The sequence below is a fragment of the Bradyrhizobium sp. MI1.7 genome, from assembly GCF_055811795.1.
In genome coordinates, this window is the sequence record NZ_JBVVPO010000012.1 from 107,623 (window position 1) to 132,261 (window position 24,639).

Annotated in this window: 26 protein-coding genes; 14 read left to right on the forward strand and 12 right to left on the reverse strand. The window is 64.7% G+C overall.

The window, feature by feature from the left end:
* Window positions 1-12: 12 nt before the first annotated feature.
* From AC0L3X_RS14355 to AC0L3X_RS14375, 5 genes are all read left to right on the forward strand, one after another.
* Window positions 13-1,410, forward strand: coding sequence for an NAD(P)(+) transhydrogenase (Re/Si-specific) subunit beta (locus AC0L3X_RS14355; RefSeq protein ID WP_063981117.1), 1,398 nt, complete (start codon window positions 13-15; stop codon window positions 1,408-1,410).
* A 212-nt stretch (window positions 1,411-1,622) separates the two neighbouring features.
* On the forward strand, window positions 1,623-2,423 hold the full coding sequence (locus AC0L3X_RS14360; RefSeq protein WP_135216416.1) for an alpha/beta hydrolase: 801 nt from the start codon (window positions 1,623-1,625) through the stop codon (window positions 2,421-2,423).
* A 60-nt stretch (window positions 2,424-2,483) separates the two neighbouring features.
* On the forward strand, window positions 2,484-3,581 hold the full coding sequence (locus AC0L3X_RS14365; RefSeq protein WP_063981119.1) for a calcium:cation antiporter: 1,098 nt from the start codon (window positions 2,484-2,486) through the stop codon (window positions 3,579-3,581).
* 13 nt (window positions 3,582-3,594) lie between these two features.
* Window positions 3,595-3,879, forward strand: a complete 285-nt coding sequence (locus tag AC0L3X_RS14370; RefSeq protein WP_063981120.1) for a cupin domain-containing protein — start codon at window positions 3,595-3,597, stop codon at window positions 3,877-3,879.
* Between the two features lie 93 nt (window positions 3,880-3,972).
* Entirely contained in the window at window positions 3,973-4,932 is a 960-nt protein-coding gene (locus tag AC0L3X_RS14375) for a hypothetical protein (RefSeq protein WP_063981121.1), read from the forward strand.
* An 86-nt stretch (window positions 4,933-5,018) separates the two neighbouring features.
* Here AC0L3X_RS14375 and AC0L3X_RS14380 read toward each other — a convergent pair whose 3' ends face one another.
* Window positions 5,019-5,672, reverse strand: coding sequence for a tetratricopeptide repeat protein (locus AC0L3X_RS14380; RefSeq protein ID WP_166080021.1), 654 nt, complete (start codon window positions 5,670-5,672; stop codon window positions 5,019-5,021).
* A 144-nt stretch (window positions 5,673-5,816) separates the two neighbouring features.
* Complete coding sequence (rpsU, locus tag AC0L3X_RS14385) at window positions 5,817-6,116, reverse strand: 30S ribosomal protein S21 (protein WP_063981123.1); 300 nt, start codon at window positions 6,114-6,116, stop codon at window positions 5,817-5,819.
* Window positions 6,117-6,380: 264 nt separating this feature from the next.
* Between rpsU and aqpZ the strand changes: the two genes are divergently transcribed.
* Window positions 6,381-7,103, forward strand: coding sequence for an aquaporin Z (gene aqpZ, locus AC0L3X_RS14390; protein WP_063981124.1), 723 nt, complete (start codon window positions 6,381-6,383; stop codon window positions 7,101-7,103).
* A 36-nt stretch (window positions 7,104-7,139) separates the two neighbouring features.
* Here the strand turns inward: aqpZ and AC0L3X_RS14395 are convergent, their stop codons facing one another.
* A complete protein-coding gene (locus AC0L3X_RS14395) occupies window positions 7,140-8,246 on the reverse strand; it encodes a 5-(carboxyamino)imidazole ribonucleotide synthase (protein ID WP_063981125.1) in 1,107 nt (368 codons plus the stop codon).
* On the reverse strand, window positions 8,243-8,731 hold the full coding sequence (gene purE, locus AC0L3X_RS14400) for a 5-(carboxyamino)imidazole ribonucleotide mutase (RefSeq protein WP_063981126.1): 489 nt from the start codon (window positions 8,729-8,731) through the stop codon (window positions 8,243-8,245). Before purE ends, AC0L3X_RS14395 begins: the two co-directional genes overlap by 4 nt.
* A gap of 141 nt (window positions 8,732-8,872) precedes the next feature.
* On the opposite strand from purE, the gene AC0L3X_RS14405 reads away from it, so the two are divergent.
* On the forward strand, window positions 8,873-9,586 hold the full coding sequence (locus tag AC0L3X_RS14405) for a GGDEF domain-containing protein (RefSeq protein WP_084794966.1): 714 nt from the start codon (window positions 8,873-8,875) through the stop codon (window positions 9,584-9,586).
* 62 nt (window positions 9,587-9,648) lie between these two features.
* Here AC0L3X_RS14405 and AC0L3X_RS14410 read toward each other — a convergent pair whose 3' ends face one another.
* The 3 genes from AC0L3X_RS14410 to AC0L3X_RS14420 form a co-directional block, all read right to left on the reverse strand.
* Window positions 9,649-9,900: a hypothetical protein gene (locus AC0L3X_RS14410; protein ID WP_063981128.1), complete on the reverse strand. Its 252-nt coding sequence runs from the start codon at window positions 9,898-9,900 to the stop codon at window positions 9,649-9,651.
* A 21-nt stretch (window positions 9,901-9,921) separates the two neighbouring features.
* The gene (locus AC0L3X_RS14415; RefSeq protein WP_014492449.1) at window positions 9,922-10,140 is read right to left on the reverse strand and encodes a hypothetical protein; all 219 of its coding nucleotides are present in this window, start codon (window positions 10,138-10,140) and stop codon (window positions 9,922-9,924) included.
* A 127-nt stretch (window positions 10,141-10,267) separates the two neighbouring features.
* Window positions 10,268-10,474 (reverse strand): YdcH family protein, encoded by a 207-nt coding sequence (locus AC0L3X_RS14420; RefSeq protein WP_063986093.1) that lies wholly within the window; start codon window positions 10,472-10,474, stop codon window positions 10,268-10,270.
* Between the two features lie 329 nt (window positions 10,475-10,803).
* Here AC0L3X_RS14420 and AC0L3X_RS14425 point away from each other — a divergent pair, with 329 nt between their 5' ends.
* Window positions 10,804-10,986: a YdcH family protein gene (locus AC0L3X_RS14425; protein WP_008131172.1), complete on the forward strand. Its 183-nt coding sequence runs from the start codon at window positions 10,804-10,806 to the stop codon at window positions 10,984-10,986.
* Between the two features lie 141 nt (window positions 10,987-11,127).
* Here the strand turns inward: AC0L3X_RS14425 and AC0L3X_RS14430 are convergent, their stop codons facing one another.
* Complete coding sequence (locus tag AC0L3X_RS14430) at window positions 11,128-12,231, reverse strand: NAD(P)/FAD-dependent oxidoreductase (protein ID WP_063981129.1); 1,104 nt, start codon at window positions 12,229-12,231, stop codon at window positions 11,128-11,130.
* Window positions 12,232-12,433: 202 nt separating this feature from the next.
* Here AC0L3X_RS14430 and AC0L3X_RS14435 point away from each other — a divergent pair, with 202 nt between their 5' ends.
* From AC0L3X_RS14435 to AC0L3X_RS14460, 6 genes are all read left to right on the forward strand, one after another.
* Window positions 12,434-15,112, forward strand: coding sequence for a sensor domain-containing protein (locus tag AC0L3X_RS14435; RefSeq protein ID WP_063981130.1), 2,679 nt, complete (start codon window positions 12,434-12,436; stop codon window positions 15,110-15,112).
* 136 nt (window positions 15,113-15,248) lie between these two features.
* Complete coding sequence (locus AC0L3X_RS14440) at window positions 15,249-16,709, forward strand: glycerol-3-phosphate dehydrogenase (RefSeq protein ID WP_063981131.1); 1,461 nt, start codon at window positions 15,249-15,251, stop codon at window positions 16,707-16,709.
* A gap of 75 nt (window positions 16,710-16,784) precedes the next feature.
* Window positions 16,785-17,942: an ABC transporter ATP-binding protein gene (locus AC0L3X_RS14445; RefSeq protein WP_063981132.1), complete on the forward strand. Its 1,158-nt coding sequence runs from the start codon at window positions 16,785-16,787 to the stop codon at window positions 17,940-17,942.
* Entirely contained in the window at window positions 17,939-18,853 is a 915-nt protein-coding gene (locus AC0L3X_RS14450; RefSeq protein ID WP_063981133.1) for an ABC transporter permease, read from the forward strand. The genes AC0L3X_RS14445 and AC0L3X_RS14450 overlap by 4 nt, the downstream gene beginning before the upstream one ends.
* A gap of 4 nt (window positions 18,854-18,857) precedes the next feature.
* A complete protein-coding gene (locus tag AC0L3X_RS14455) occupies window positions 18,858-19,670 on the forward strand; it encodes an ABC transporter permease (RefSeq protein WP_063981134.1) in 813 nt (270 codons plus the stop codon).
* A gap of 13 nt (window positions 19,671-19,683) precedes the next feature.
* Window positions 19,684-20,181 (forward strand): DUF6622 family protein, encoded by a 498-nt coding sequence (locus AC0L3X_RS14460; RefSeq protein ID WP_063981135.1) that lies wholly within the window; start codon window positions 19,684-19,686, stop codon window positions 20,179-20,181.
* On the opposite strand, the gene AC0L3X_RS14465 is transcribed toward AC0L3X_RS14460, so the two are convergent.
* The 4 genes from AC0L3X_RS14465 to AC0L3X_RS14480 form a co-directional block, all read right to left on the reverse strand.
* Entirely contained in the window at window positions 20,182-21,174 is a 993-nt protein-coding gene (locus AC0L3X_RS14465; protein ID WP_063981136.1) for a hypothetical protein, read from the reverse strand.
* Between the two features lie 211 nt (window positions 21,175-21,385).
* A complete protein-coding gene (locus tag AC0L3X_RS14470; RefSeq protein WP_063981137.1) occupies window positions 21,386-22,252 on the reverse strand; it encodes a carbohydrate ABC transporter permease in 867 nt (288 codons plus the stop codon).
* Window positions 22,249-23,121: a carbohydrate ABC transporter permease gene (locus tag AC0L3X_RS14475; RefSeq protein WP_063981138.1), complete on the reverse strand. Its 873-nt coding sequence runs from the start codon at window positions 23,119-23,121 to the stop codon at window positions 22,249-22,251. The genes AC0L3X_RS14470 and AC0L3X_RS14475 overlap by 4 nt, the downstream gene beginning before the upstream one ends.
* Before the next feature lie 97 nt (window positions 23,122-23,218).
* Entirely contained in the window at window positions 23,219-24,604 is a 1,386-nt protein-coding gene (locus AC0L3X_RS14480; protein ID WP_063981139.1) for an ABC transporter substrate-binding protein, read from the reverse strand.
* Window positions 24,605-24,639 lie beyond the last annotated feature (35 nt).

A 24,639-nucleotide genomic window follows, 5' to 3' on the forward strand; every position in this document is an offset into this window, starting at 1 on the left:
TGGGGACCTGAGATGAGCGCCAACCTCTCTGCATTTTTGTATCTCGTGGCGGGAGTGCTGTTCATCCTGTCGCTGCGCGGGCTGTCGAGCCCGGCTTCGTCGCGCCAGGGCAATCTGTTCGGCATGATCGGCATGGCGATCGCGGTCGCCACCACGCTCGCCAACCATCCGCCGGCAGACGGCCTCGCCTGGGTGCTCGTCATCGTCGGTATCGCGATCGGCGGCGGCATCGGCGCGGTGATCGCCCGCCGCGTGCCGATGACCTCGATGCCGGAACTGGTCGCCGCCTTCCACTCGCTGGTCGGCATGGCCGCGGTGCTGGTCGCCGCCGGCGCGTTCTACGCGCCGGAAGCCTTCGACATCGGCACGCCCGGCAACATCCATCCGCAGAGCCTGGTCGAGATGTCGCTCGGCGTCGCCATCGGCGCGCTGACCTTCACCGGCTCGGTGATCGCGTTCCTGAAGCTGTCCGCGCGCATGAGCGGCGCGCCGATCATCCTGCCGTTCCGCCACGTCATCAACATCGCGCTCGCGATCGCGCTCGTCGTCTTCATCGTCGGGTTGGTGATGTCGGGCAGCGCGCTCGACTTCTGGCTGATCGTCATCATCGCGCTGGCGCTCGGCGTGCTCATGATCATCCCGATCGGCGGCGCCGACATGCCGGTCGTGATCTCGATGCTGAACTCCTATTCCGGCTGGGCTGCGGCCGGCATCGGCTTCACGCTGGGCAATTCCGCGCTGATCATCACCGGCGCGCTGGTCGGCTCGTCGGGTGCGATCCTGTCCTACATCATGTGCCACGCGATGAACCGGTCCTTCATCTCGGTCATCCTCGGTGGCTTTGGCGGCGAGACCGCCGCGGCCGGCGCTGGCGGCGGCGAGCAGAAGCCCGCCAAGCTCGGCTCGGCCGACGACGCCGCCTTCATCATGAAGAATGCGCAGAAGGTCATCATCGTGCCCGGCTACGGCATGGCGGTGGCGCAGGCCCAGCACGCGCTGCGCGAAATGGGCGACATCCTGAAGAAGGAAGGCGTCGAGGTGAAGTACGCCATTCATCCGGTCGCGGGCCGCATGCCCGGCCACATGAACGTGCTGCTCGCCGAGGCCAACGTCCCCTACGACGAGGTGTTCGAGCTCGAGGACATCAACTCCGAATTCGCGCAGGCCGACATCGCCTTCGTGATTGGCGCCAACGACGTCACCAACCCGGCGGCCGAAGAGGACAAGACCTCGCCGATCTACGGCATGCCCGTCCTCCAGGTCTGGAAGGCCGGCACCGTCATGTTCATCAAGCGCTCGCTCGCCTCGGGCTATGCCGGTATCGACAATCCGCTGTTCTATCGCGACAACACCATGATGCTGCTCGGCGACGCCAAGAAGGTCACCGAGAACATCGTCAAGGCGATGTAGGGCGGGAAGGCGAGCGGACCGTGGCCCTGAACAAGGAGTGGCACCGGTCCCATCGCATGCCACCGAAGGCGACGCGCGAGCAGCGTGTCGCGTGGCACGTTGCCCATGCGGCGGCGTGCGGCTGCCGCGAGATTCCCTTGAGCATCCGGCCGGACGTTCTCAAACTGCTCACGAGCCGCCGCAAATCCTGAACTCCGGAATGGCGGGCCGCGATGACATTCCTGAAATGGACCGCCACCATCCTCGCGGCCGGCTACCTCGCCGGTCTCGTCCTGTTGTTTGCCAAACAGCGCGCCATGCTGTTTCCGATTCCGACGGCCGAGCGCACGGCGCCTGCCGCCGCGGGACTTCCAGACGCCGAAGAGCATGTCCTGACGACGTCTGACGGCGAGAAGGTCATCGTCTGGCACGTGCCGCCAAAGCCTGGCCGTGCCGTGGTGCTGTTCTTCCACGGCAACGGCGATTCTCTGGCCGGCCTTGCCGGCCACTTCAAGGCGATCACGGCTGACGGCACCGGTCTCGTCGCGCTGTCCTATCGCGGCTATTCGGGCTCCAGCGGCGCACCGGGCGAAGATGGCCTGCTGCGCGATGGCGCGGCCGCGTACGCGTTCGCGGTGGCGCGCTATGACGCCCGGCGCCTCGTCGCCTGGGGCTTCTCGCTCGGGACCGGCGTTGCGGTCGCCGTCGCCTCCGAACATCCGGTCGGGAAGCTGATCCTCGAGGCGCCCTATTCGTCGATCGCCGACGTCGCCGCCGCGCATTTCTGGTTCGCTCCGGTTCGCCTCCTGATCCGCGACCCCTTCCACTCGGATGAGCGCATCGCACGCGTCACGGCTCCGCTCCTGATCATGCATGGCGCGCAGGACCAGACCATCCCGATCGCATTCGGCGAGAAATTGTTTGCGCTGGCCCGCGAGCCGAAGCAGTTCGTCCGCATTCCCGGCGGCGGGCACGACGATCTCGGCAGCTTTGGCGCCATCGAGATCGCACGAAACTTCATCAATGGGTCCTGAGGGCTGACGGATGCGATCTTCTCGCGCATAATCGGTCTCCCATTGGAAGGAATCGCCCGCATGAGCGCACACGGACCGATGCCGCGGTCGTCCTGGATCTTCCCCGCTCTGGCGGTGCTGCTGTTCCTGATCGTGACCGCGACCGGCTACAGCTTTACGCTGACGGCGGGCGGAGCCCTGTTCGCGATCGTGCTCCTGGTGATCCTGTTCGGCACCGTCTTCGCGGCCGTTCATCATTCCGAGGTGATCGCCGAGCGCATCGGCGAGCCCTATGGCACGCTGCTGCTGACGCTGGCGGTGACCATCATCGAGGTCGCACTGATCACCACGATCATGCTGGGCGACAAGCCGGCCCCGGAGCTCGCCCGCGACACCGTGTTCGCGGTCGTGATGATCGTCTGCAACGGCCTGGTCGGCCTCTGCGTCTTCATCGGCGGCATGCGCTATCGCGAGCAGGGCTTTCAGGTCTCGGGCGCCAACGTCTATCTCAGCGTGCTGATTGCGATGGCAACCATCACCCTGATCATGCCCAACTACACGCTGACGACGCCGGGCCCGATCTATTCGACGCTCCAGCTCGGCTTCGTCGATCTCGCAACGATCGTGCTCTACGGCGTGTTCCTCTACACCCAGACCGTCCTGCACAAGGACTACTTCGTCCACGAGAGGGCGGACGGCGAGGGCGGGGAGGCGCATTTGTCGGGCAGAATGCTGGTGCTCAGCATCGTGCTGCTGCTGATCTCGCTGCTGGCGGTCGTCCTCCTCGCCAAGAAGTTCTCGCTGGTGGTGGACGCGGTCGCCGTTCAGATCGGCGCCCCGCCGGCGTTCGCGGGCCTCCTCGTCGCCCTCCTGATCCTGATGCCGGAGGGTGTCTCGGCGATTGCGGCGGCGCGCAAGAACGACCTCCAGAAGAGCATCAACCTGGCGCTCGGGTCCTCGCTCGCAACCATCGGCCTGACCATTCCGGCGGTCGGGATCGCCACCTACCTGCTCGACCAGCCGCTCGTGCTGGGCCTGAACCCGGCGAACACCGCACTCCTGTTCCTGACATTCTTGTTGAGCATGCTGACCTTCGGCACCGGCAGGACCAATGTCCTGTTCGGGCTGGTCCATATGGTGGTATTTGCCGTCTACGTGTTCATGGTTTTCGTGCCGTAGAAGGAAATTCCCGATGCTTGCCGCCAAATCCGAGGTTCAGATCGACAACGAGCAGGTCCGGGTGACCGAGTGGCGGCTCGACCCGGGCAGCGCGACCGGGCATCACACCCACGGCATGGACTATGTCATTGTTCCCGTCGTCGCCGGCGAGATGACCATCGTGGCGCCCGGCGGCGAGCGTTCCAAGGCGCAGCTCGCGGCCGGAAAATCTTACTTTCGCAAGGCCGGCGTCCAACACGACGTACTTAACGAAACCTCAACCGAGATCGTGTTCCTTGAGATCGAGCTGAAGCCGTAAGGCGGGCGAACCCTTTGCCATCGATCCGTCGCAGTTGATCCCTTACAATGCCCCAAAGTTCCCGCATCTGATCGCGCGGGGAGTGGCCGAGAAATGCTGAAATACCTCGCTAAAATCTCGATGGATATTCTCCCCTCGGTGCTCGCGACGATCATCGGGGCGTACATCGTTAACCACTACATCAACGCCAAGCCGGCGGCCGATGCCCCCGCGGCCGTGGTAGCGCCTGCCGATGCCGGCAAGAGCGGCAAGCCCTCCGATGTGGCCAACCTCCCGGCGCCCGGCGTCAAGGCCAAAGGCGTCTCCGAGAAGAGCGTGACCGACAAGGCGGCGGCCGAGAAGCCGGCCGACAAATCCGGCGAACACCCGGCCGAGACCAAGGCCGCGGACGTTGCTCCCGCCGAGGCCGGCCCGCGCGGCCGCAACCCGGCGCGTGAGAAGGCGGCCGCCAAGTCCGCTCCGGCTGTCACGGCTCCCGCCACCACCCCGGTGGTCGAGGCCAATTCGGCACCGGCGTCCCCGGCTGCGACGCCCGACGCCAACGATCTCGCGCGCGCCGCGATCGAGCGCCTGCGCAAGTCGCCTGAGGGCAAGGCCGCCGAGGCCAGATCTTCCGAAACCAAGTCTTCCGAGAGCAAGCCTTCCGAAGCCCGGCCGGCTGAAACCAAGTCGGTCGAGAGATCGCCGGAGCCTGCGGTTCGGGAAGCCTCCCGCACCCCGGAAGCCCCGCGCGTCATTCCTGCTGAGCCGTCCGCGCTCCGTCCGCTGCCGCCGCCGATCACGGTGTCGACGCCTTCGTCCGAAGCCTATGGCAATGGCGGCGCGTCGCCGGTCAATCCGCCCTACACCGCCTCGATCGGCAACGACGATCCGAACCGGATGACGCCGCCGGCCGACATTCCGGTGCCGGTGATCGCGCCGCCACTCGACCTGCGTGCCGATGCCGGCGCGACCATGCCGCGGCCGAAGAAGACCAATGTCGCCGACGAGATGCTGTCGGGCATGAAGTCGATGTTCCACTCCGTCCTGCCGAAGAGCGCCACCCCCGATTAAGGCGGTGGCTGAGAGCGTCTTCGAGCGACGTGGACACCGCTTCGCGTGAAGAAAACGCGTCAAAACGAGCAGCTCTAGCCGCGCTGTCAGCCGCCGACGCGGGCGAGACCGCTGCGGGCGGTATCGTCGCGTGGACGTAGCGCGACCGCCTTGTTGTAGGATGTGGCCGCCTTGGCCTTGTCACCCAGCCGCTCATAGGCCTGTCCGCGCGTGGTCCACACCTGCGCGTTGTGCGGATCGACCTCAGAGGCCTCATCGAGATCGGCCGCCGCTTCCTTGACCTTGCCGAGGGCGAGATAGCTGATGGCGCGGCCGAGCAACGGCTCGACCTTTTGCGGATTGAGCCCGTTGGCGGCGCTGAAATCGGCGATGGCGAAATTATGCTCGTTGTTGCCCTGATAGATCAGGGCGCGACCATAAAGTGCCTGCGCGTTATAGGGATCGAGCGCGACGGCCCGGTTGAACTCGTCCAGCGCGCCAGCCGTCTCCCCCGCCTTTGCCAGGGTCTGGCCTTTTGCGGTGTGAGCCTGGGCCTCGCTGACATTGCCGGCGCTGACCGCGCTGTCGGCGGCCGTCGCAGCCGCCTTGGGCGCCTCCTGCGGCTTCTCCTTCTCGGGCATCATGGAGCCGAGATCGAAGGAGCAGCCGCACAGCACGATCCCCATCAAGCCGAGCGCGAACGGCTGTCGCCAGATCTGGCGTAGCCGCGCCAAGCGGCGTTCGGGGAAAGGGGAGGCCATCTACGGTTCGCTCGCGCTGGTGCCGCATCGGTAGTGCCCCCGTCCCAGAGAAGGCACCGCTCACAAAACAATAACGCGGGCCAAGGGCCCGCGTCATCGAAAACTGAAGTCTTGGAAAACTGAAGTCTTGCAAGTCAGGCGGAATCAGCGCGGTCCGCGCGGACCCGCACCCGGGCCGCTGCTACGGCCGCCACGATCACCACCGGGACCGGCGCCGAACACCGGCTTCGGCTTCATCGGCAGCAGGCCTTCGCGCTGCAGCTTCTTGCGGGCCAGCTTGCGCGCGCGGCGCACGGCCTCGGCCTTTTCACGGGCCTTCTTCTCGGAGGGCTTCTCGTAATGACCGCGGAGCTTCATCTCGCGGAAAATTCCCTCACGCTGCATCTTCTTCTTCAGCGCCTTGAGGGCTTGATCGACATTGTTATCGCGAACGAGAACCTGCACGCGGCATCCTCTTCAGTGGATCGGATTTGAATTCTGGTAAGTCAAAGGGGATGGCGAAACGCACAAGCCCTTAACCTTGAGGGCGCGGATGTATCAGACAAAACCCGCGATGTCCACCTGCCAAGCAGATTTTCGGGCCAAGTTCAGCCATTAAATAAGGCGAAAATACCTCCGTACGGCCCCGATTTGGGTGATTCGGCGCCAAGGGTGGGGCAGTTCCCGGAGCTTTGCTCCGGAAATTCCTGGAATTAGGGGAGACGTCACATGGATATGAAGAAATACGCTGCCGAGGCGATCGGCACATTCTGGCTCACATTCGCAGGCTGCGGCAGCGCGGTGATCGCCGCCGGCTTTCCGCAGGTCGGAATCGGCCTGGTCGGCGTGTCCCTGGCGTTCGGCTTAAGCGTCGTCACCATGGCCTATGCAATCGGGCACATCTCGGGCTGCCACCTCAACCCGGCCGTCACCGTCGGGCTTGCCGCCGGAGGACGCTTCCCGGCGGGACAGATCCTGCCTTACGTGATCGCACAGGTCTGCGGCGCGATCGTCGCCGCCCAGCTGCTTTACATAATCGCCAGCGGTGCTCCCGGATTCGACGTCAGCAAGGGTTTTGCGTCGAACGGCTACGACGCGCATTCGCCCGGCCAGTACAGCCTGATCGCCTGCTTCGTCACCGAGGTGGTGATGACCATGATGTTCCTGTTCGTCATCATGGGCGCCACCCATGGCCGCGCGCCCGCGGGCTTCGCTCCGCTCGCGATCGGGCTCGCGCTGGTGATGATCCATCTCGTCAGCATCCCCGTCACCAACACGTCGGTGAACCCGGCGCGCAGCACCGGGCCCGCACTGTTCGTCGGCGGCTGGGCGCTGTCGCAGCTCTGGCTGTTCTGGGTCGCTCCGCTGATCGGCGGCGCGCTGGGCGGGGTGCTCTATCGCTGGCTCAGCGAGGAGCCCTCTGGCGTCGTCGCGGGCGTGAAGACGGCCTGATCGAAAGGCGGGATCGCGGCATGCGCCGCGGTCCCGCTACTTGCCCTTCGTCGGCCTGACTTCGGTGACGTGGCCCATCTTGCGGCCGGGGCGCGGCGCGCCCTTGCCGTAGATGTGCACGGTCACGCCCGGCACGCTCAGCCACTTCTCGTAATCGTTGATCTCGTCGCCGATCAGATTGGTCATGGTGACGATTTCGCCGTGGCGCACGGCCTTGCCGAGCGGCCAGCCGGCAATGGCGCGGATGTGCTGCTCGAACTGCGAGACTGAGGCGCCGTCGAGCGTCCAGTGTCCGGAATTGTGCACGCGCGGAGCGATCTCGTTGACCAGCACCTTCGGCCCGGTGCCGTTGGCGAGCACGAACATCTCGACCGCGAGCACGCCGACATAATCGAGCGCCCCGGCGATCTTGCCGGCGATGCTGCGCGCTTCTTCCGCGAGCGCATCCGGAATCTGTGCGGGGGCGCGGGATATCTTCAGAATGTGGTCGCGGTGCTCGTTCTCGGTGACGTCGAAGCACTCGACCTGGCCGGTCGCCGAGCGCGCCGCAATCACGGAGATTTCGCGCTCGTACGGGATGAAGGCTTCGAGGATCGCCGATTTGGTGGCGAGGCTGGTCCACACCTTGGCGATGTCGTCGCCCTCGCGGATGATGGCCTGGCCCTTGCCGTCGTAGCCGAAGCGGCGGGTTTTCAGCACCGCAGGGAGGCCGATCCGGACGATCGCCTCGCGCAGCGAGGAGACCGAGGTGACGTCGGCATAGGCTGCGGTGCCGATGCCGAGCCGCGTCACGAAATCCTTCTCGGCGAGCCGGTCCTGGGTGGTCTCGAGGATCTTGCGGTTGGGCAGCACCGGGCGGCGCGCGTCCAGCACCATCGCGGCGGCAGACGGCACGTTCTCGAATTCGTAGGTGATGACGTCGACGTCGTTGGCGAACAGCTCGAGCGCTTCGACGTCGGCATATTCGGCGCAGGTCGCGTTCAGCACGACGTCGAAGGCGGGCGAGTCCGGATCGGGCGAGAATACCTGGCAGCGCAGGCCGAGCCGCGCCGCAGCCATGGCGAGCATCCGCCCCAATTGTCCGCCGCCGAGGATTCCGATGGTGTCGCCGGGCTTCAGCTTCACCTGCTTTGCGTCAGTCACGCCTTGTCCTCCGGGCGCTCCGCAACCGCCTCGGTCTGTGCCTTGCGCCAGGCGGCGAGACGGTCGGCCAGGGCCGGATCGGACAATGCGAGCACTGAAGCCGCAAGCAGCGCCGCGTTGATCGCGCCGGCCTTGCCGATGGCGAGGGTGCCGACCGGGATGCCCGCGGGCATCTGCACGATCGAATAGAGCGAATCGATGCCCTTGAGCGTCCTGGATTCGACGGGAACGCCGAACACGGGCAGTTCCGTCAGCGCCGCCGCCATGCCGGGCAGATGCGCAGCGCCGCCCGCGCCGGCGATAATGACCTTGTAGCCCGCCGCCTTGGCGCCCTTGGCGAATGCAAACAGCCGGTCGGGGGTGCGGTGTGCCGAAACGATGCGGGTATCGGCGGCAACGCCGAGCGCTGCGAGCGTGTCGGCGGCATGCCGCATCGTATCCCAGTCCGACTGGCTTCCCATGATGATGGCGATCGGCGCGGTCATGACGTCAATTGTGCTCGGAAAACAGAAAGATAGGCCAGATTAACGGTTCCGGCCGGTGGCTCGCAAGGCGGTGGCAAGGAGAAGGGAATGCACTATCCTGTCTTGGTGAATCCCCGCAAGCCTTCATTGAGCAGGATGCCCATGAAGAAACCAAAAAGGGCGAGCGCTGCGAAGGCCAAAAAGGGCCGAAAGACCAGCGCCAGCCGCTCCAAAGCCGCCCCCAGGCGACTGGCGAAGCGCTCGGCCAAGCCGGCGCGGCGCGGAGCGTCGGCCGCCGACGACCTCAGGGCGACCATCCGCGGCTTGCGGGGCAAGCTCAAGGAGGCGGAACGCCGGGTCGCGGAACTGGAAGCTGCGGCCGACACCGATTTCCTGCTCGAGATTCCGAACCGGCGCGGCTTCGAGCGCGAGCTCGCGCGCGCCATCGCCTACATGAAGCGCTACCGCGCCAGCGGCGCGCTGATCGTCCTCGACGTCGATCGCCTGAAGCCCATCAACGATTCCTTCGGCCATGCCGCCGGAGACGAGGTGCTCAAGGCGATTGCGGCCACCCTGACGCGGCAGGTCCGCGCCTCGGACGTGGTCGGCCGGCTTGGTGGCGACGAGTTTGCGTTGCTGCTCTGGAATCTCAGCGAGACCGACGCCAAGGCGAAGGCAGCGGCCTTCGAGCAGGCGATCGACGAATTGTCGTTTGCCTTTCGCGGTCAGCGCGTGACCGCGGGCGCCTCCGCAGGTGTCGCGCTGCTGGGGGCGCAGTCCGATGCAGGCCGCGCGCTGGAGGAGGCTGATGCCGCCATGTATGTGCGCAAGGCGCACCGGCGGCACGAGCCGCTGATCAGGCTGGTCAGCAACTAGGGCACGATCTTCGCGACAAATGCGGACCGCGTTGCGCGGAGATCATGCTCAAGCAACAACCCTTACAGCGTGGCCAGATCTTCCGGCACGTTGCCGAATTTACGCAGCAGCGTGGCGTCGCCGAATTCGCCGGTCATGGGATCGCCGCTGCGGCTGAACGCAACCGCGCCGATATGGCCGGCACCGTGCGCCAGGATCTCGGCGCGCCGCAACGCGGCCGCCGAGCTCTGGCATTCCTCCGCGGCGCCCGCGACAGGCGATCCGTCGGCATCGATCAGGAAGGGCATTGCAACGTAGTAGGTCACATCCGACATGGCGTTGCTCCGATGTTGAACTCAGGCGGCGCTGCTGTTGCTCCGCACCTTGCTGCGTGCGGTCTCGGGAATGCAGCCGGCTGAAATCGCCGCCTGTAATTCTTCCAGCTCTGCTTCCAGATATTCGTTGGCCATGATCAGCGCCTTGATGGTGCTACGCAGATTGCCGTCGCACATCGCGATCGCCTGGTCGCAGGCCTGTTCATAATGGCTGTTGTCGAGAAGGGCGGTTGCCGACATCTGCGTTGTCCTCGGGGGTTTCCTGGGCGTTTCCTGGGCGTTGGGATGTCCAAATGTTCCTATTTTGTTCTTTTCGAGTCAAGCGGATTCGGATGCGGCGTGCTGCCACGAAAAAGGGCCTCGCGGTTCAGGCGATGATGTCCGGCGTGATCTGGTCTTCGATGAACGCGATACGGTCGCGCAACAACAGCTTGCGCTTCTTCAACCGTTGTAACCGCAACAGGTCGGGGGCAGGCGATTGATGCATCGCATCGATCGCGGCGTCGAGATCTCGGTGTTCTTGCTGCAACCGGGTGAGCTCGGCTTCGAGCTCACGCTCGTCTTCATTGGTCATGTTCGCGGTGGCCGAAAACCCGATGGGCGTGAGATTCAAGGCTGTGGATGCCCTGTGGAAATTATCGTCCTTGCGCGCCGTGATCGCAAGCGATCTCGGGCCGCCGCTCACCGAACTCTCGCAAGATATTTCGACGATTCGTTGCGGCGTTGCGCAAGCACGTTGATATCATGGATTTTTCCAGCGTGGTTCCTTACTCACGATTCGTTACATATGAATTTTCAAAAATGACGCTGCGACGACGGATACATATCGACAGAACGAATCGGTGATGTACACTTGTTTGTCCGGATCGAATCCAAGGTTTCCCCCTACCGAGGAGGTTTCGAATGACAATTCAGGCACATCTGGTTGAATTGGAACGGAAGCACAAAACGCTCGAAAACGAATTGCACGAAGCTCTCGTGCACCTTTCAACAGACGACCTGCAAATTGTTGAGTTGAAGCGACGGAAGTTGATGGTCAAGGACCAGATCGAGCGTTTGAAGCACACCGGCGACACGCTCCACTAGTAACCCCTGTAACAGTGTAGAGTTGAACTTACCCTTTCATGCAGGGGTGAGAGCTGTTGCGCTCATCCCTGCATGAAGGTGCGCAGCGTGCAAAGTTATTTGCGCGGCGCTTGGAGCCTTTCCGCTCCGATGGAAAATCCCCTAGATGCCTGCGAGCTCAGCGACGTGATCCGCGATCGCGAGCGACGACGTCAGTCCCGGCGATTCGATGCCGAACAGGTTGATCAGGCCTTCGACGCCGTGATCGCGCGGGCCCTGCATCAGAAAATCCTGCGTGGCCACCGCCGGCGGCACGATCTTCGGGCGAATGCCTGAATAGCTCGGCATCAGCGCGCCGTCGGGCAGCGTCGGCCAGTATCTCCGGATCGCCGGATAGAAGCGTTCGGCGCGTGACGGATCGACCTCGTAATTGATCGTCTCGATCCACTCCACGTCGGGGCCGAAGCGTGCCTGCCCGGCCATGTCCAGCGTCAGATGCACGCCGAGCCCGCCTGGCTCGGGCACCGGATAGATCAGGTGCGAGAATGGTGCTCTGGCGTTGCAGCTGAAATAGTTTCCCTTGGCGAGATAGGCCGGCGGAATCCGGTCGATCGGCATGCCGTCGATATGGCGTGCGACCGTTGTCGCCGAGAGCCCGGCGGCGTTGACGAGCAGGCCGCATTGCAGCGTCATCGGCGCTTCGCCGCCGGCCTCGATCTCGATCACATCGCCGGCTGCCTTGGCGCGGATCAGCGGGGTGTGAAACGCAAAGGCCGCGCCGGCCGCCTCGGCCTCGCCGCGCAGCGAGAGCATGTAGGCGTGGCTGTCGATGATGCCGGTCGATGGCGAGAGCAGCGCGGCATCGCAGGCGAGCGCCGGCTCCAGCGCGCGTGCGGCTTCGCCCGTGAGCAGCTGCATGTCGAGCACGCCATTGGCCTCGGCATGCGCCTTGATCGATTGCAGCTTCTCGGTCTCCTTGGCGCTGGTCGCGACGATCAGCTTGCCGCAGTTCTTGTGCGGGATGCCGCGCTCGCCGCAGTAGCGGTACAGCTCATGCTTGCCGCTGACGCACATGCGCGCCATCCAGCTGCCGGCGCGGTAATAGATCCCGGCATGGATCACCTCGCTGTTGCGCGAGGAGGTGATGGTGCCGATGGCCTCGGCTTCCTCGAGCACGATCACCTCGCGCCCGGCCTGGGCAAGCTTTCGAGCCACCGCGAGCCCGACCACGCCGGCTCCGATGACGACGCAGTCGACCCTATCCATGGTTGTGCAGTGTATCCATTGAAAGCATCGGTGGCATCAGGCCTGAGAACCACGGCACCGGGCCGTTTTCCATTAAGGAAGCATTTATCATGTCAGGGCAATTGCCGTATTTGGCGTCACATTTTTCTGTTGCGCGTACAGGCGTTTACCCGATCCAAACCCGTGAAGCCAGACAATCCGACGTTGAAAGCGCGGGTGGCTGATGGCTGAGAAGAACTGGCACGTGGGCAGCACGCTTCCGATTGCTGTGCAGGCCGTCGTGTGCCTGGGCAGCGCGGTCGCGCCTGCGCGCGCCTTTGCGCTCTCGGACAGCTTCGCGCCACCAGGCAAGCTCGATCCCAATTTGGTCTGGGAAGCGCTGATCGGCGGCATCGTCGTCTGTGCGTTCCTGGCCGCCATCGCGCTGTGGATCCATTCCTCGCTGCGCCGCACCAAGCGCTTGCAGCTGCGGCGCAACGCCTTCGTCTCCTCCGCCATGAACAATCTCAACCAGGGCGTGGTGATGACGGATGCGCAACGACGCATCATGTTCTGCAACGACCGCTATCTCGAGATCTACGGCCTGGCGCGCTCGGATCTGTGGACCGGGATGACCGGCTACGACATCCTCGAACTCAGGCGCAAGCGCGACGTCCTCGGCGGTGTCTCCGACGATGAGTTCTACGAGAAGGCGGCGAGCCCCAACGGCCTGATCACCGAACTGCCTGATGGCCGCGCCATCCTAGTGAAATATTTCGTGTTGCCGAACGGCGGCTCGGTCGCGACGCATCTGGACGTCAGCGATCAGCGCAAGCTGTCACGGCAGCTCGCCTCCACCAAGCAATTCCTGGAAACCGTGCTGGACCACGTGCCGGCCTGCGTCGCCGCGAAGAACATCGAGGACGGTCGCTACATCTTCGCCAACAGCGCCTATGAACGGTTCTGGGGGTTCTCGCGCGACCACGCCGTCGGCAAGAATGCGCGGGAGCTGTTCGCGCCCATCTCGACGGCCAGCATCGAGGCGGCCGACAAGGCGGCACTGAATTCGCCGGACGGCCAGTTCCGCAATGAATTCGAGGTCGACCGCGCCGGTGAACGGCGCATGGTTGCCTCGATCCGGATCGTGGTCCGCGACGAGAGCAACAAGCCCGAATTCCTGATGCTCGTGTTCGAGGATATCACCGACCGCCGCTCGCTGTCGCAGGAGCTGGAGAGCACGAAGAAGTTCCTGGAGCTCGTGGTCGACAACATTCCGGTGGCGCTGATCGTGGAGCAGGTCAAGGACGGCCGCTACCTGCTCGCCAATCGCAGCGCGGAGACCATCCTCAACCGCCGGCGCGAGGAGGCCACGGGCCTGACCGCCTCCGACATCTTCAATCCCAAGGAAGCCAAGCTGATCATCGCGCGCGACGAGGCCGCGATCAAGAAGCGCGGGATGATTACCGAGGAGCACCCGATCTCCACCAAGGACGGCCTGCGGCTGTTCCTGACCCGGCGGGCGACCGTGCTCAGCGATGCCGGCGAGCCGCAATATCTGATCAAGACCCACGAAGACGTCACCGACCGCCGGCAGACCGAGTCGCGCATGGCGCACATGGCCTATCACGACGGCCTGACCGATCTGCCGAACCGCGCCGCCTTCCTCCAGGCGCTGACCCAGATGATCGAGGCCTGCGAAGGCACCAGCGAGGAGTTCGCCGTGCTCTGCCTCGACCTCGACGGCCTCAAGGAGGTCAACGACGTCTTCGGTCATGCGCTCGGCGACAAGCTGTTGATCGAGGTGGCCCAGCGGCTTCAGGATTCCGCGCGCGGCGGCGTGGTGGCGCGCCTGTCCGGCGACGAGTTCGGCCTCATCATCGACGGCAAGCAGCCGGAGGCGGGCCTTGCGCTGGCGCAGCAACTCGGCGAGGCCGTTGCCCAGGAATTTCAGATCGACGGCCGGGCGGTCCGCGCCGGCGTCACCACCGGCATGTCGATCTTCCCGCATAATGGTGCCGACGGCGCATCGCTGCTGGCCAATGCCGGCGCGGCGCTGTTCCGCGCCAAGCAGAAGTCGCGCGGCACGATCGGCCTTTACCAGCCGGAGATGGACCAGCAGATCCGCGACCGCCGCGTGCTGCACCAGGACCTGTCGAAAGCGATCAAGAACGGCGAATTGTCGCTCGCGTTCCAGCCGCAGGGCATCGCGCGCCACAGCGTCGCCGAGAGCGAGATTATCGGCTTCGAAGCGCTGGCGCGCTGGCAGCATCCGGTGCGCGGCCAGGTCTCGCCGGCCGAGTTCATCCCGATCGCGGAGGAGAGCGGCCTGATCGTCGAGATGGGCGAGTGGATCCTGCGCGAGGCCTGCCGCGAGGCGGCGTCCTGGCCGAAGCCGCTCCAGGTCGCGGTCAATTTGTCGCCGGCGCAGTTCATGCACGGCGACGTGGTCGGGCTGGTCCATTCAATCCTGATCGAGACGGGCCTGGCACCCGGCCGGCTCGAGCTGGAAATCACCGAAGGCGTGCTGATCGAGGACTTTGATCGGGGTCTTGCACTGCTGCGCCGGCTGAAGGCGCTCGGTGTGCGCATCTCCATGGATGATTTCGGCAGCGGTTACTCTTCGCTGAGCTATCTCCAGGCGTTCCCGTTCGACAAGATCAAGATCGACCGCGCCTTCATCATGAATCTCGGCCGCAACCCGCAATCGGCGGCTATCGTCCGCGCCGTGATCGATCTCGGCCACGGCCTCGAAATGTCGATCATCGCCGAGGGCGTCGAGACCCTCGATCAGCTCGTCTTTCTTGCCAAGGAGGGCTGCGACGGCGTGCAGGGCTACCTGCTCGGCAAGCCGCTGCCGATCGGCAAATATGCCGGCCTCGTCGGCCGCGCCGAGACCATGGAGCTTGCGCTGAAGACCGGCTAGAGCGTTATCGAGCCAAGCGGATACCGGTTCGCGCAAAGAAAACGCGTCAAAACAAGAATCCAAAGCCTCGTTCCGATTTCATCGGAATGGAAATGGCTCTAGTGATGGCGGGCGCTAGCTCCCATTCGACGGCTTCATGGCGGATTACGACCTTGCGATCATCGGCGGTGGCCTGAACGGTGTCAGCCTCGCCCGCGATGCGGCCGGCCGCGGCCTGCGGGTCATTCTGCTGGAGCAGGGCGATCTCGGCGGCGCGGCGTCATCCGCGACGCCACGGCTGATCCATGGCGATCTGTCGGTGCTGGAACGCCGCGGTTTTCGGCGGGTGCGCCGGGCGTTGGCCGAGCGCCGGACGTGGCTTGCCATCGCGCCGCATCTGGTCCGGCCGATGCGCTTCGTGATCCCGGCCCATTCCGAGGAGCGTCCACCCTGGCTGCTGCGTGCCGGCTTATACCTCTATGACGGCCTCACCGGTCGGAGCGGCCTGCCTGCCGCGACCACCCTCGACATCACGCATCATCCGGTCGGCAACGCGCTGAAGCGCCCGTTCGGAACGGCTTTCGAATATTCGGACTGCGTCGTCGATGATTCCCGCCTGGTGGTGCTGACGGCGCTGGACGCCGCCGAACGCGGCGCTGCGATCCGGACCGGGACGCGCTGTGTCCGCGCCGATCGAACCGACACATGGCGCCTCGCGGTGGTCGATCGTGGCCATCGCCGCGTGGTCACGGCCCGGGCGCTGGCCAATGCCACCGGCGGCTGGACGTCGATCGTCGCAGAGACCGTGCTGCGCCAGCCGCAGCCTGCCATGGCGGCCATGCAGATGAGCCAGATCATCGTGCCGCGGCTGTTCGAGTCCGATAACGTCTACGTCTTCCAAAACAGCGATGGGCGGCTGATCTTCGCGAGCCCCCTTGAGCGCGATTTCACGCTGATCGGCACGGTCACTCGTGATTTCACCGGTGATCCCGCGATCGTGGCGATGCCTGGGGCTGACGTCAGCTATCTCTGCGAGGCCGCCAGCCGCTATTTCCGCGAGCGCGTCGCGCCCACCGACGTGGTGCGCGCGGTCTCCGGCGTCAACCTGACGCTGGCGTCCGTGCGGCGGCGCGACGGGACGACGCTGTTCCACGCGCGCCGGCGCAAGGCGCCGCTGATCACGATGTTCGGCGGCGACGTCACCACCTCGCGCCTGCGCGCCGAGCGCGCGGTGACGAGGCTGACGCCGTTCTATCCGATGTCGCCGCCCTGGACCGCCGGCGCCGCGTTGCCCGGCGGAGACTTTGCCTGGGATCGTTTCGACACCGAAGTCGACCTCGCCCGCGACCGCTGGCGCTTTCTGTCGGAGACGCAGGCTCAGCGTCTGGTCGCGGCCTATGGCTCGCGCTTGCCGGCCGTGCTGGGCGAAGCGAAGACGCGCGACGAACTTGGACCCGCCTTCGGCCCCGAACTGACCGGTGCCGAAGTGCGCTATCTGATGACCCGGGAATGGGCCCGCTTTCCCGAGGATATTCTGTGGCGGCGTTCCAAGCTCGGCCTGACGATGCCCGCGGCGGACCGTGACGCGCTGGCCATGTTCATGGCGAATGTGATGTGAACGACGCGCTCCGAACCGGTTGAGATAGGGACGATCGGCCGCTAGCGTGCGGCGGAATCGGGGTTGGCAGGGACCATGACGGACGAATTGCCCAAGATAGACGCCGGCGCGGATGCGCTTCCCGCGGCGGGGCAGCCGCTGCTGCGCATTGAGGGCGTCGCCAAGACGTTCGGGACGTTCCGGGCCGTGGACGGCGTGTCGCTCGAGATCAAGGCCGGCGAGTTCTTTGCGCTGCTCGGGCCCAGCGGCTGCGGCAAGACCACGCTGCTGCGCATGCTCGCCGGGTTCGAGGCGCCGGACGAGGGACGCATCCTGCTCGGCGGCCGGGACATCGCGCAGGCGCTGCCGCATGAACGCCCGATCAACATGATGTTCCAGAACTACGCGCTGTTTCCGCATCTCTCCGTGCGCGACAACATCGCCTTCGGCCTGAAGCGGGCCGGCATGGCGCGTGCCGACATCGCCACGCGCGTGGCGGAAATGATTGCGCTGGTGAAGCTCGAGGGGCTGGAGAAGCGCAAGCCCGACCAGCTCTCCGGCGGTCAGCGTCAGCGCGTGGCGCTGGCGCGTGCATTGGCGCGCCGGCCGCAGCTTCTGCTGCTCGACGAGCCCCTCGCGGCGCTGGACAAGAAGCTGCGCGAGAGCACGCAGGGCGAGCTGATGGAGCTGCAGCGCCGGCTCGGCATGACCTTCATCATCGTCACCCACGATCAGGAGGAAGCCATGACGATGGCGAGCCGGATCGGCGTGATGAGGGCCGGGAAGCTCGCCCAGGTCGCGAGCCCCCGCGAGCTTTACGAGGCGCCGCGCTCGCGATGGATCGCGGAGTTCGTCGGCGACATCAATCTGTTCGACGGCGAGTCCAAATTGCGCGACGGCCATCGTCTGATCATCGGCACGCGCGATGCGGGTGCGCTGGTGGTGGCCGAGCCGCGCGAAGGCGTCGGCGCGGGAAAATTGTCGGTCGCGATCCGCCCCGAGAAGGTCAAGCTCTCGCGCCGCGGGCCGGTGAGCGAGGCCGGTCGTGAGACGGCGATCAACAGCCTGGACGGCGTGGTCGCCGACATCTGCTATCTCGGCGGCACCACCACCTTCAAGGTGAAGCTCGATGCCGGCGGAATCTTGCAGGCGTCGGTCCCCAACAGCGCGCGCCTCGACGTCGACGCCTACAGCCTGAACCAGCGTGTCGTCGCCTGGTTCACGCCCGACGACTGCGTGGTGCTGCAATCATGAGCTCGCGCCGCATCTTCGCAAGGCCCGCGCGCTTTGCCGCGATCGCGCCCTATGTCTGGATGCTGCTGTTCTTCCTGGTGCCGTTCGGCTTCGTGCTCAAGATCAGCCTGTCGCAGACGGCGATCGCGCAGCCGCCCTACGAGCCGGTGTTCGACCTGATGGCGGGATGGGAGGCGCTCAAGGCAGCGTTCGCCGCGCTGTCGATCGACAATTTCAAGCTGCTCGCCTCAGACGACATCTACGTGTTCGCCTATGTGCGCAGCCTCACCGTCGCCGTCACCGCGACTGCGCTATTGCTCGTGATCGGCTATCCCATCGCCTATGGCATGGCGCGGTTGCCGAAGCGCTGGCAGGCGGTGGCGATGGTGCTGGTGATCGTGCCGTTCTGGACCTCGTTCCTGATCCGCATTTACGCCTGGATCAACATCCTCCAGCATGACGGCCTGCTGAACCAGATCCTGCTGGCGCTGCATCTGGTCAGCCAGCCGGTGGTGTGGCTCTCGACCGACAGTGCGATGTATATCGGCATCGTCTATTCCTATCTGCCGTTCATGATCCTGCCGCTCTACGCCACGCTCGCGAAAATGGAGCCGGTGCTGGAGGAGGCGGCCTCTGATCTCGGCGCGCCGCCCTGGCAGGTGTTCTGGCTCGTGACCTTTCCGCTGTCGCTACCCGGCGTCGGGGCGGGCGTGCTGCTGTGCTTCATCCCCATCGTGGGCGAATTCGTGATCCCGGACCTTCTGGCCGGCTCCAATTCGCTGATGATCGGCCAGACCCTTTGGCTCGAATTCTTCACCAACAAGGATTGGCCTGTCGCCTCCGCGGCAGCCATCGTGCTGCTCGTTGTGCTGCTGGTGCCGCTGCTGCTGTACGAACGGCTGCAGAAGCGGCAGCTGGAACAGGGGCGCTGAAGCGATGCGCAAGGTCTCCCGCCTGTCCCGCTTCAACATCGCCTCGCTCGCATTCGGCCTGGCATTCCTCTATCTGCCGATCCTCATCCTCGTCATCTACTCCTTCAATGCCTCGCGGCTGGTGACGGTGTGGGGCGGCTGGTCGCTGCGCTGGTACCACGAGTTCTTCAACGACCGCGCCATGATCGAGGCGGCCTGGATGAGCCTGCGGGTCGCGGTCTCCTCCGCGACCATCGCCACGTTGCTCGGCACGCTCGCAGCCGTTGCGCTGTCGCGCGGCGAGCGCTTTCGCGGCCGCACGCTGTTCTCGGGCATGCTCTACGCGCCGCTGGTAATGCCGGAGGTGATCACCGGATTGTCGCTATTGCTGCTGTTCGTCGCGCTCAACGCCGAGCGCGGCTTCTGGACGGTGACGATCGCCCACACCACGCTGACGATGTGCTTCGTCGCGGTGGTCGTGCAGTCCCGCCTCGGCTCGCTCGACCGTTCGCTGGAGGAGGCGGCGATGGACCTAGGCTGCAACCCGGTTCGCGCGTTCGTCGCCGTGACGCTGCCGCTGATCGCGCCCGCGATCGTGGCGGGCTGGATGCTGGCCTTCACGCTGTCGCTCGATGATCTCGTGATCGCGAGTTTCACCACCGGCCCCGGCTCGGCGACGCTGCCGATCCGGATCTATTCGGAGGTGCGGCTTGGCGTGAAGCCCGAGATCAACGCGATCTGCACGCTGGTGATCGCCCTGATCGCGGTGGTCATCGTCATCGCCTCGCTTGCCTCGAAACTCTCGAGTTCGCAGGGCGAGAGCGCGGCGCCGCTGTAGGCGAGGAGCAATCATGACATTCGCCTACCAGATCCTGATCCACACGCCGGTCTGGGTCTGGATGCTGCTCGCCTATCTGGTGTGGCAGGGCGTTCAGGCGATGCAGCCGCGCACGACGCCGATCTGGCGCGCGCTGATCGTGCCGGTCGTGTTCATCGTCTGGGGGATTTCGCGGCTCGGCTTCGGCCACCAAGACAGCGTTTGGCCGCTGGTCGCATGGATCGCGGCCGCGCTGGTGCTGCTGCCGCTCGGCGTGCTGACGCCGCGCCCGTTCGACGTCGATCACGCGACCGGGCAGATCATCCGTCCGGGCAGTCCATTTGGTCTGGTCCGCAACCTGATTGTCTTCGCCTCGCAATATGCGGTCGGCGTGATCTCGGCGATCGATGCGGGCGACCGCGCGCTGGCGATCGTCGTCGGCCGCGCCATCTCGGGCGCGACAGCCGGCTACTTCATCGGCTCGACGATCGCCCTGCTGGTCGCGTATCGACGCAAGAGCGCGGAGAGATGATCAGCGTGACCGGGTTGCGCGTTTCGCGGCCTTGGTGCCCGTAGAACGCGACCGCGTCGCGGAGGCCGCGATGGGCCCCGCATATCGCGCGCGCACCGCGCCCTGCATCGCGGCGCCGAGCTGCCGCAGCGCGAGGCTGTCGAGCGGAAACTCGAGCAGGATGTGAATCAGGCTCAGCGCCAGCAGGAAGGTGAAGCCGAAAGCGTAGTCGTAGAAGTACAGCGCGGTGGAGGCGGCGCTTGCGGCGGCCATCGCCGCCAGCCGCGCCTTGGGCACCTCAGTCCAGCGGATGACGTCGGCTTTGATGAACCAGTTGAGGTAGTGGTAGGTGTAAACGAAAGCGAGCAGGCTCGTCAGCCTGGTGTCGAGGACGAGGCCGGGCACGCCGAACAGCCGGCCGAGGGCAGGGCCGACATTGCCGAAATAATCCTGGCCGACCCGGGCAAAGCTCGCGATCCGGACTCCGGCAGTCGGCGGCAGCAGCAGGATCGTGGCGATTGCGACGAGGTAGACGGCCACCAGCGCAGCTTGCGTGCGGCTGCCGGATCGGTGTGCGCCGAGCACCATGAAGATCAGTGTGAACAGCGAGACGTGGATCAGGGTCGGAATCAGGATGCCGATGACCGCAAGCGACGATCCGCTCGAATACATGATCGCGGACAGGGCGATCGCCACCATGAACAGCAGCATGCTCTCGATCGCGGAGGTGGTGGCTGCCAGCATGGCGCAGACGACCAGCGCGCCCCACATCGCAAGGCCGAACCACGAGGCGTTGTCGATCAGCACCGCGACCACGGCGACGATCGCGAGCATCGCCGCGATCCCGCGATGGGGCAGATAATAGCTGCGATCGTGCAGCCACGAGATCTCGGTGAAGTAGTGCGCCGGGCCGAGCACGACATAGGCCAGCAGCAGCAGCTCGAACGGCACCAAATAGGACGCTGCGAACGCCAGCAGCATCAGGCCGAGATGGATCGCGTCGTTGCCTCGCATGGTGACGTGCCCCGTGACAGGGCTGCGAGGTTAGAGCAGGCGTGGACAACCCGCAATTGTCCACGTCGTCGCTCGAACGCCCTGCTTGCGGCGACGCGATGCGTCCGGGAGCGATTTCGAGCGAAGTGGATACCGGTTGGCGTAAAGAAAACGCGTCAAAACAAGAATCGAGAGCCCCGTTCCGATTGCATCGGAACGAGGCTCTCGATTGTCAGGACTTCACCGCGCCTGCCGTGAGCCCGCCCACCATGTAGCGGCGGAAGGCGTAATAGACCGCGGCCGGCGGCAGCGCGTAAATGAAGCCGGTGGTCATCAACAGCTCCCAGGGCGAATCGTCGGCAGCGAGGAAGTTGCCGAGCGCGACGGGGAGGGTGATCTCGCGGTCGTTGGACAGAAGCAGGAACGCGTAGAGATATTCGTTCCAGGCGAGCAGCACCGCATAGGTGCCGATCGCGACCAGCGAGGGCATCATCAGCGGCAGGTAGACCAGGCGGAAGATCTGGAGCGTCGTGGCGCCGTCCATCACCGCGGCCTCGTCCAGCTCGACAGGCAGCTTGTCGGAGGCCTGCTTGAGCACCCAGATCGCGTAGGGGCTAGCAATCGTCACCATGGCCAGGATCAGCGACCAGTGATTGTTGAGCAGGCCGTAATTGCCCATGGTGCGGTACATCGGCACGGCGAGGAACGCCGCGGGGATGAAATAGGTGAAGAGCGCGAGGTTCAACACGGTGCGGCCGCCCGGCACCTTCAATCGCGAGATCGCGAACGCCGCGGCGGTGGCGATGAACAGCGTCATCACGCCGACGGAGACCGCGATCACCGTCGAGTTCCAGAACTGGATGTAGAAGTCGCGCAGGAAGTAGTGCTGCTGCTTGAACACGATCTCGAAGTTGTGGAGCGTCGGATGATCCGGCCACAGCTTGCCCGAGAACGCGTCCTCCTTCGGGGAGATCGCGAACAGGAACATGTGGTAGATCGGAATCATCGTCCACAGGAAGACGGGAATACCGATCAGCAGCAGCCGCGCTTCGACCGCGACGTCGCGCCAGGAAAATTCGCTTACGCCGGGAAGCTTCATCGCGACAACCGTTTCATCATAAAGTACACGAGCGGCAGGACGAACGGCATCGCGCAGACGATGGAGGCCATCGCGAGCGAGAGCTGGTCGAGCCGGAGATAGCGGATACCGAGCGTCGCCAGCACGTGCGTGAGGTCAGCCGGGCCACCGCCGGTGAGCAGATAGACGCTGTTGAAATCGCCGAGCGTCCAGATCATCGAGAGCAGTGTGCAGGTGATGTAGAGCGTCTGCATCGACGGCCAGGTGATGTAGCGGAATTTCTGCCACCAGCTCGCACCATCGACCTCGGCGGCCTCGAACAGATCGTGCGCGATCGCAAGGCGTCCGGTGATCAGGATCAGCGTCCAGAACGGCAGTGATTTCCAGATGTGCACGCCGATGGCCATGCTCAGCGCCACGGTCGGGTCGTTCAGCCAGTTCGGGCCGTCATCGCCGGTGAGGGAGAAGATGAGGTGGTTGACCACGCCCCATTCGGGATTGAACATGAAGCGCACCGACAGGATGGTCGGGATCGACGGTACCGCCCAGGGCAGGATGAAGATCACCGAGAGCCATTTGATCCAGGTGCGCTGCTGCGCGAAGAAGCCGGACAGGAACAACGCGATCAGCATCTTGATGTTGATGCCGATGACCAGGAAGATCAGCGTGTTGACCGCGGCGCGCGCGAAGATCGGATCGTGAAACAGCGCGACATAATTCGACGGGGCCCGCGCCAGCCACAGCCCGTAGCAGACGGGATAGACGACGAAGGCGAGGAAAACGAGCAGATAGGGCGCGAGCAGCACGATGCCCCAGACCTGCGCCGGGGTCAGCCGCGACGACAAGGGCGGAGCGGGCATCGACTGATCGCCAGAGAGCGTAATCGCCATTCTTCAGGACTCTTTGAAAGGACTTCCGGCCGCACGAGGCGGCCGGTATTAGCGTTTCGCCTCTCCCCGCGCCAGCGGGGAGAGGAAGAAAGAGGATTTAGCCTGCAACCTGCTTGATGCGGGCGATCAGCTCGTCGACGGCCTTGTCGACCGGGACCTTTTCGCTGACGACCCGGTTCATCGCCTTGGCCCAGACGTTCTCGTTGTTGAGGATCGTGAACTTCCAGTTCTTGGTGAAGTCGAACGCGGCGGTACCGCCGGTGAACTGGGCGTAGACCGCCTTGCGATGCTTGTCGGCCTGCCAGAACGGGCTGGCCTGGCTTTCCTTCGTCACCGGGAACCAGCGGCCGAGCGCGCCCTCGATATAGGGACGAACATTCTCTTCCTGGAGCAGGAAGCTGATGAACTGCTTGGCCTCGGCCTTGTTCTTGGCCGCGGTGAACACCAGCCCGGTCTTGACGTCGGAGCGGTAGCGGATGGTCGAACCGTCGGGCGCCTTCGGGAAGGACGCCGTGACGATGTCCTGCTCATAGGCCTTCTTGCCGGCGTCGCGTTGCTCCTGCGTGAGCGCCTGATTCTGCGAGTCCTCGAACCACTTCGCCGCGATCGAGATCGTGAAGTTGTGGGTCATCACGATGGTCTTGTTGTGGAAGGCGACGTTGTTGTCGGGGTCCTTCCAGGTTGTGGAGGAGGGCGGCGTGCAGCCCTTGATATAGGTGTCGGTGTAATCCTTCAGCGCGCTGATCAGATTCTCGCGCACCTTGGGATCGTCGACCAGGAGCTTGCCGTCGTCGTCGACCAGCTTGACGTGGTAGGCGTCCATGAAGGTGTAGAACGACTGGAAGGCGTCGGTGGATTCAACGCCCATCGGCTGGCCGACGCCGTAGATGCGCTGGCCGGTGGCTTTACGGATACCCGGCTGCACCTTGTCGCACCAGAACGTCCAGTAGCCCGCCCAGTCGGTCGGGATGTCGGCGAGCTTGAAGCCGGCCTTCTCCAGCATGTCGTTCCAGATCTCGACATGCATGCTCTGCTGCTTCAGCGGGAAGCCGTAATAGGCCTTCTTCTTGGTGACGTCGTTATAGAGGATCGACGCGTCCAGCGTGTTCTGCACGAACCGGCCCTTGATCGGCTCCATGACGTCCGTGAGGTCCTCGAGCTTGCCCTCATAGGCCCACTTGCCCTGCGCCTGCACGTCGTAGGAATCGGAATAGGCGACATCGGGCACAGTGCCGGCATCGAGCGCGGCCACCGTCTTCGGAATCATGTCCTGGATCGCGTACTGCGACAATTCGACCTTGATGCCGGTCTTGGCTTCGAACTTCTTGATCGTCTCGATCAGTGCGTCGTCTTCGGACCGATAGAAGCCCTTGCCCCACCAGACCGTGATCGTTTTCTGCTGCGCAAAGGCGGGTGCAGTGGCCGCAAAAAGCCCAACCGCAGCGACCGCCAATGAAACTGCGCCAATAACCTTGGATCTCACGTTTTTCTCCCTCAAACGGCCGGTGTTTTTAACCG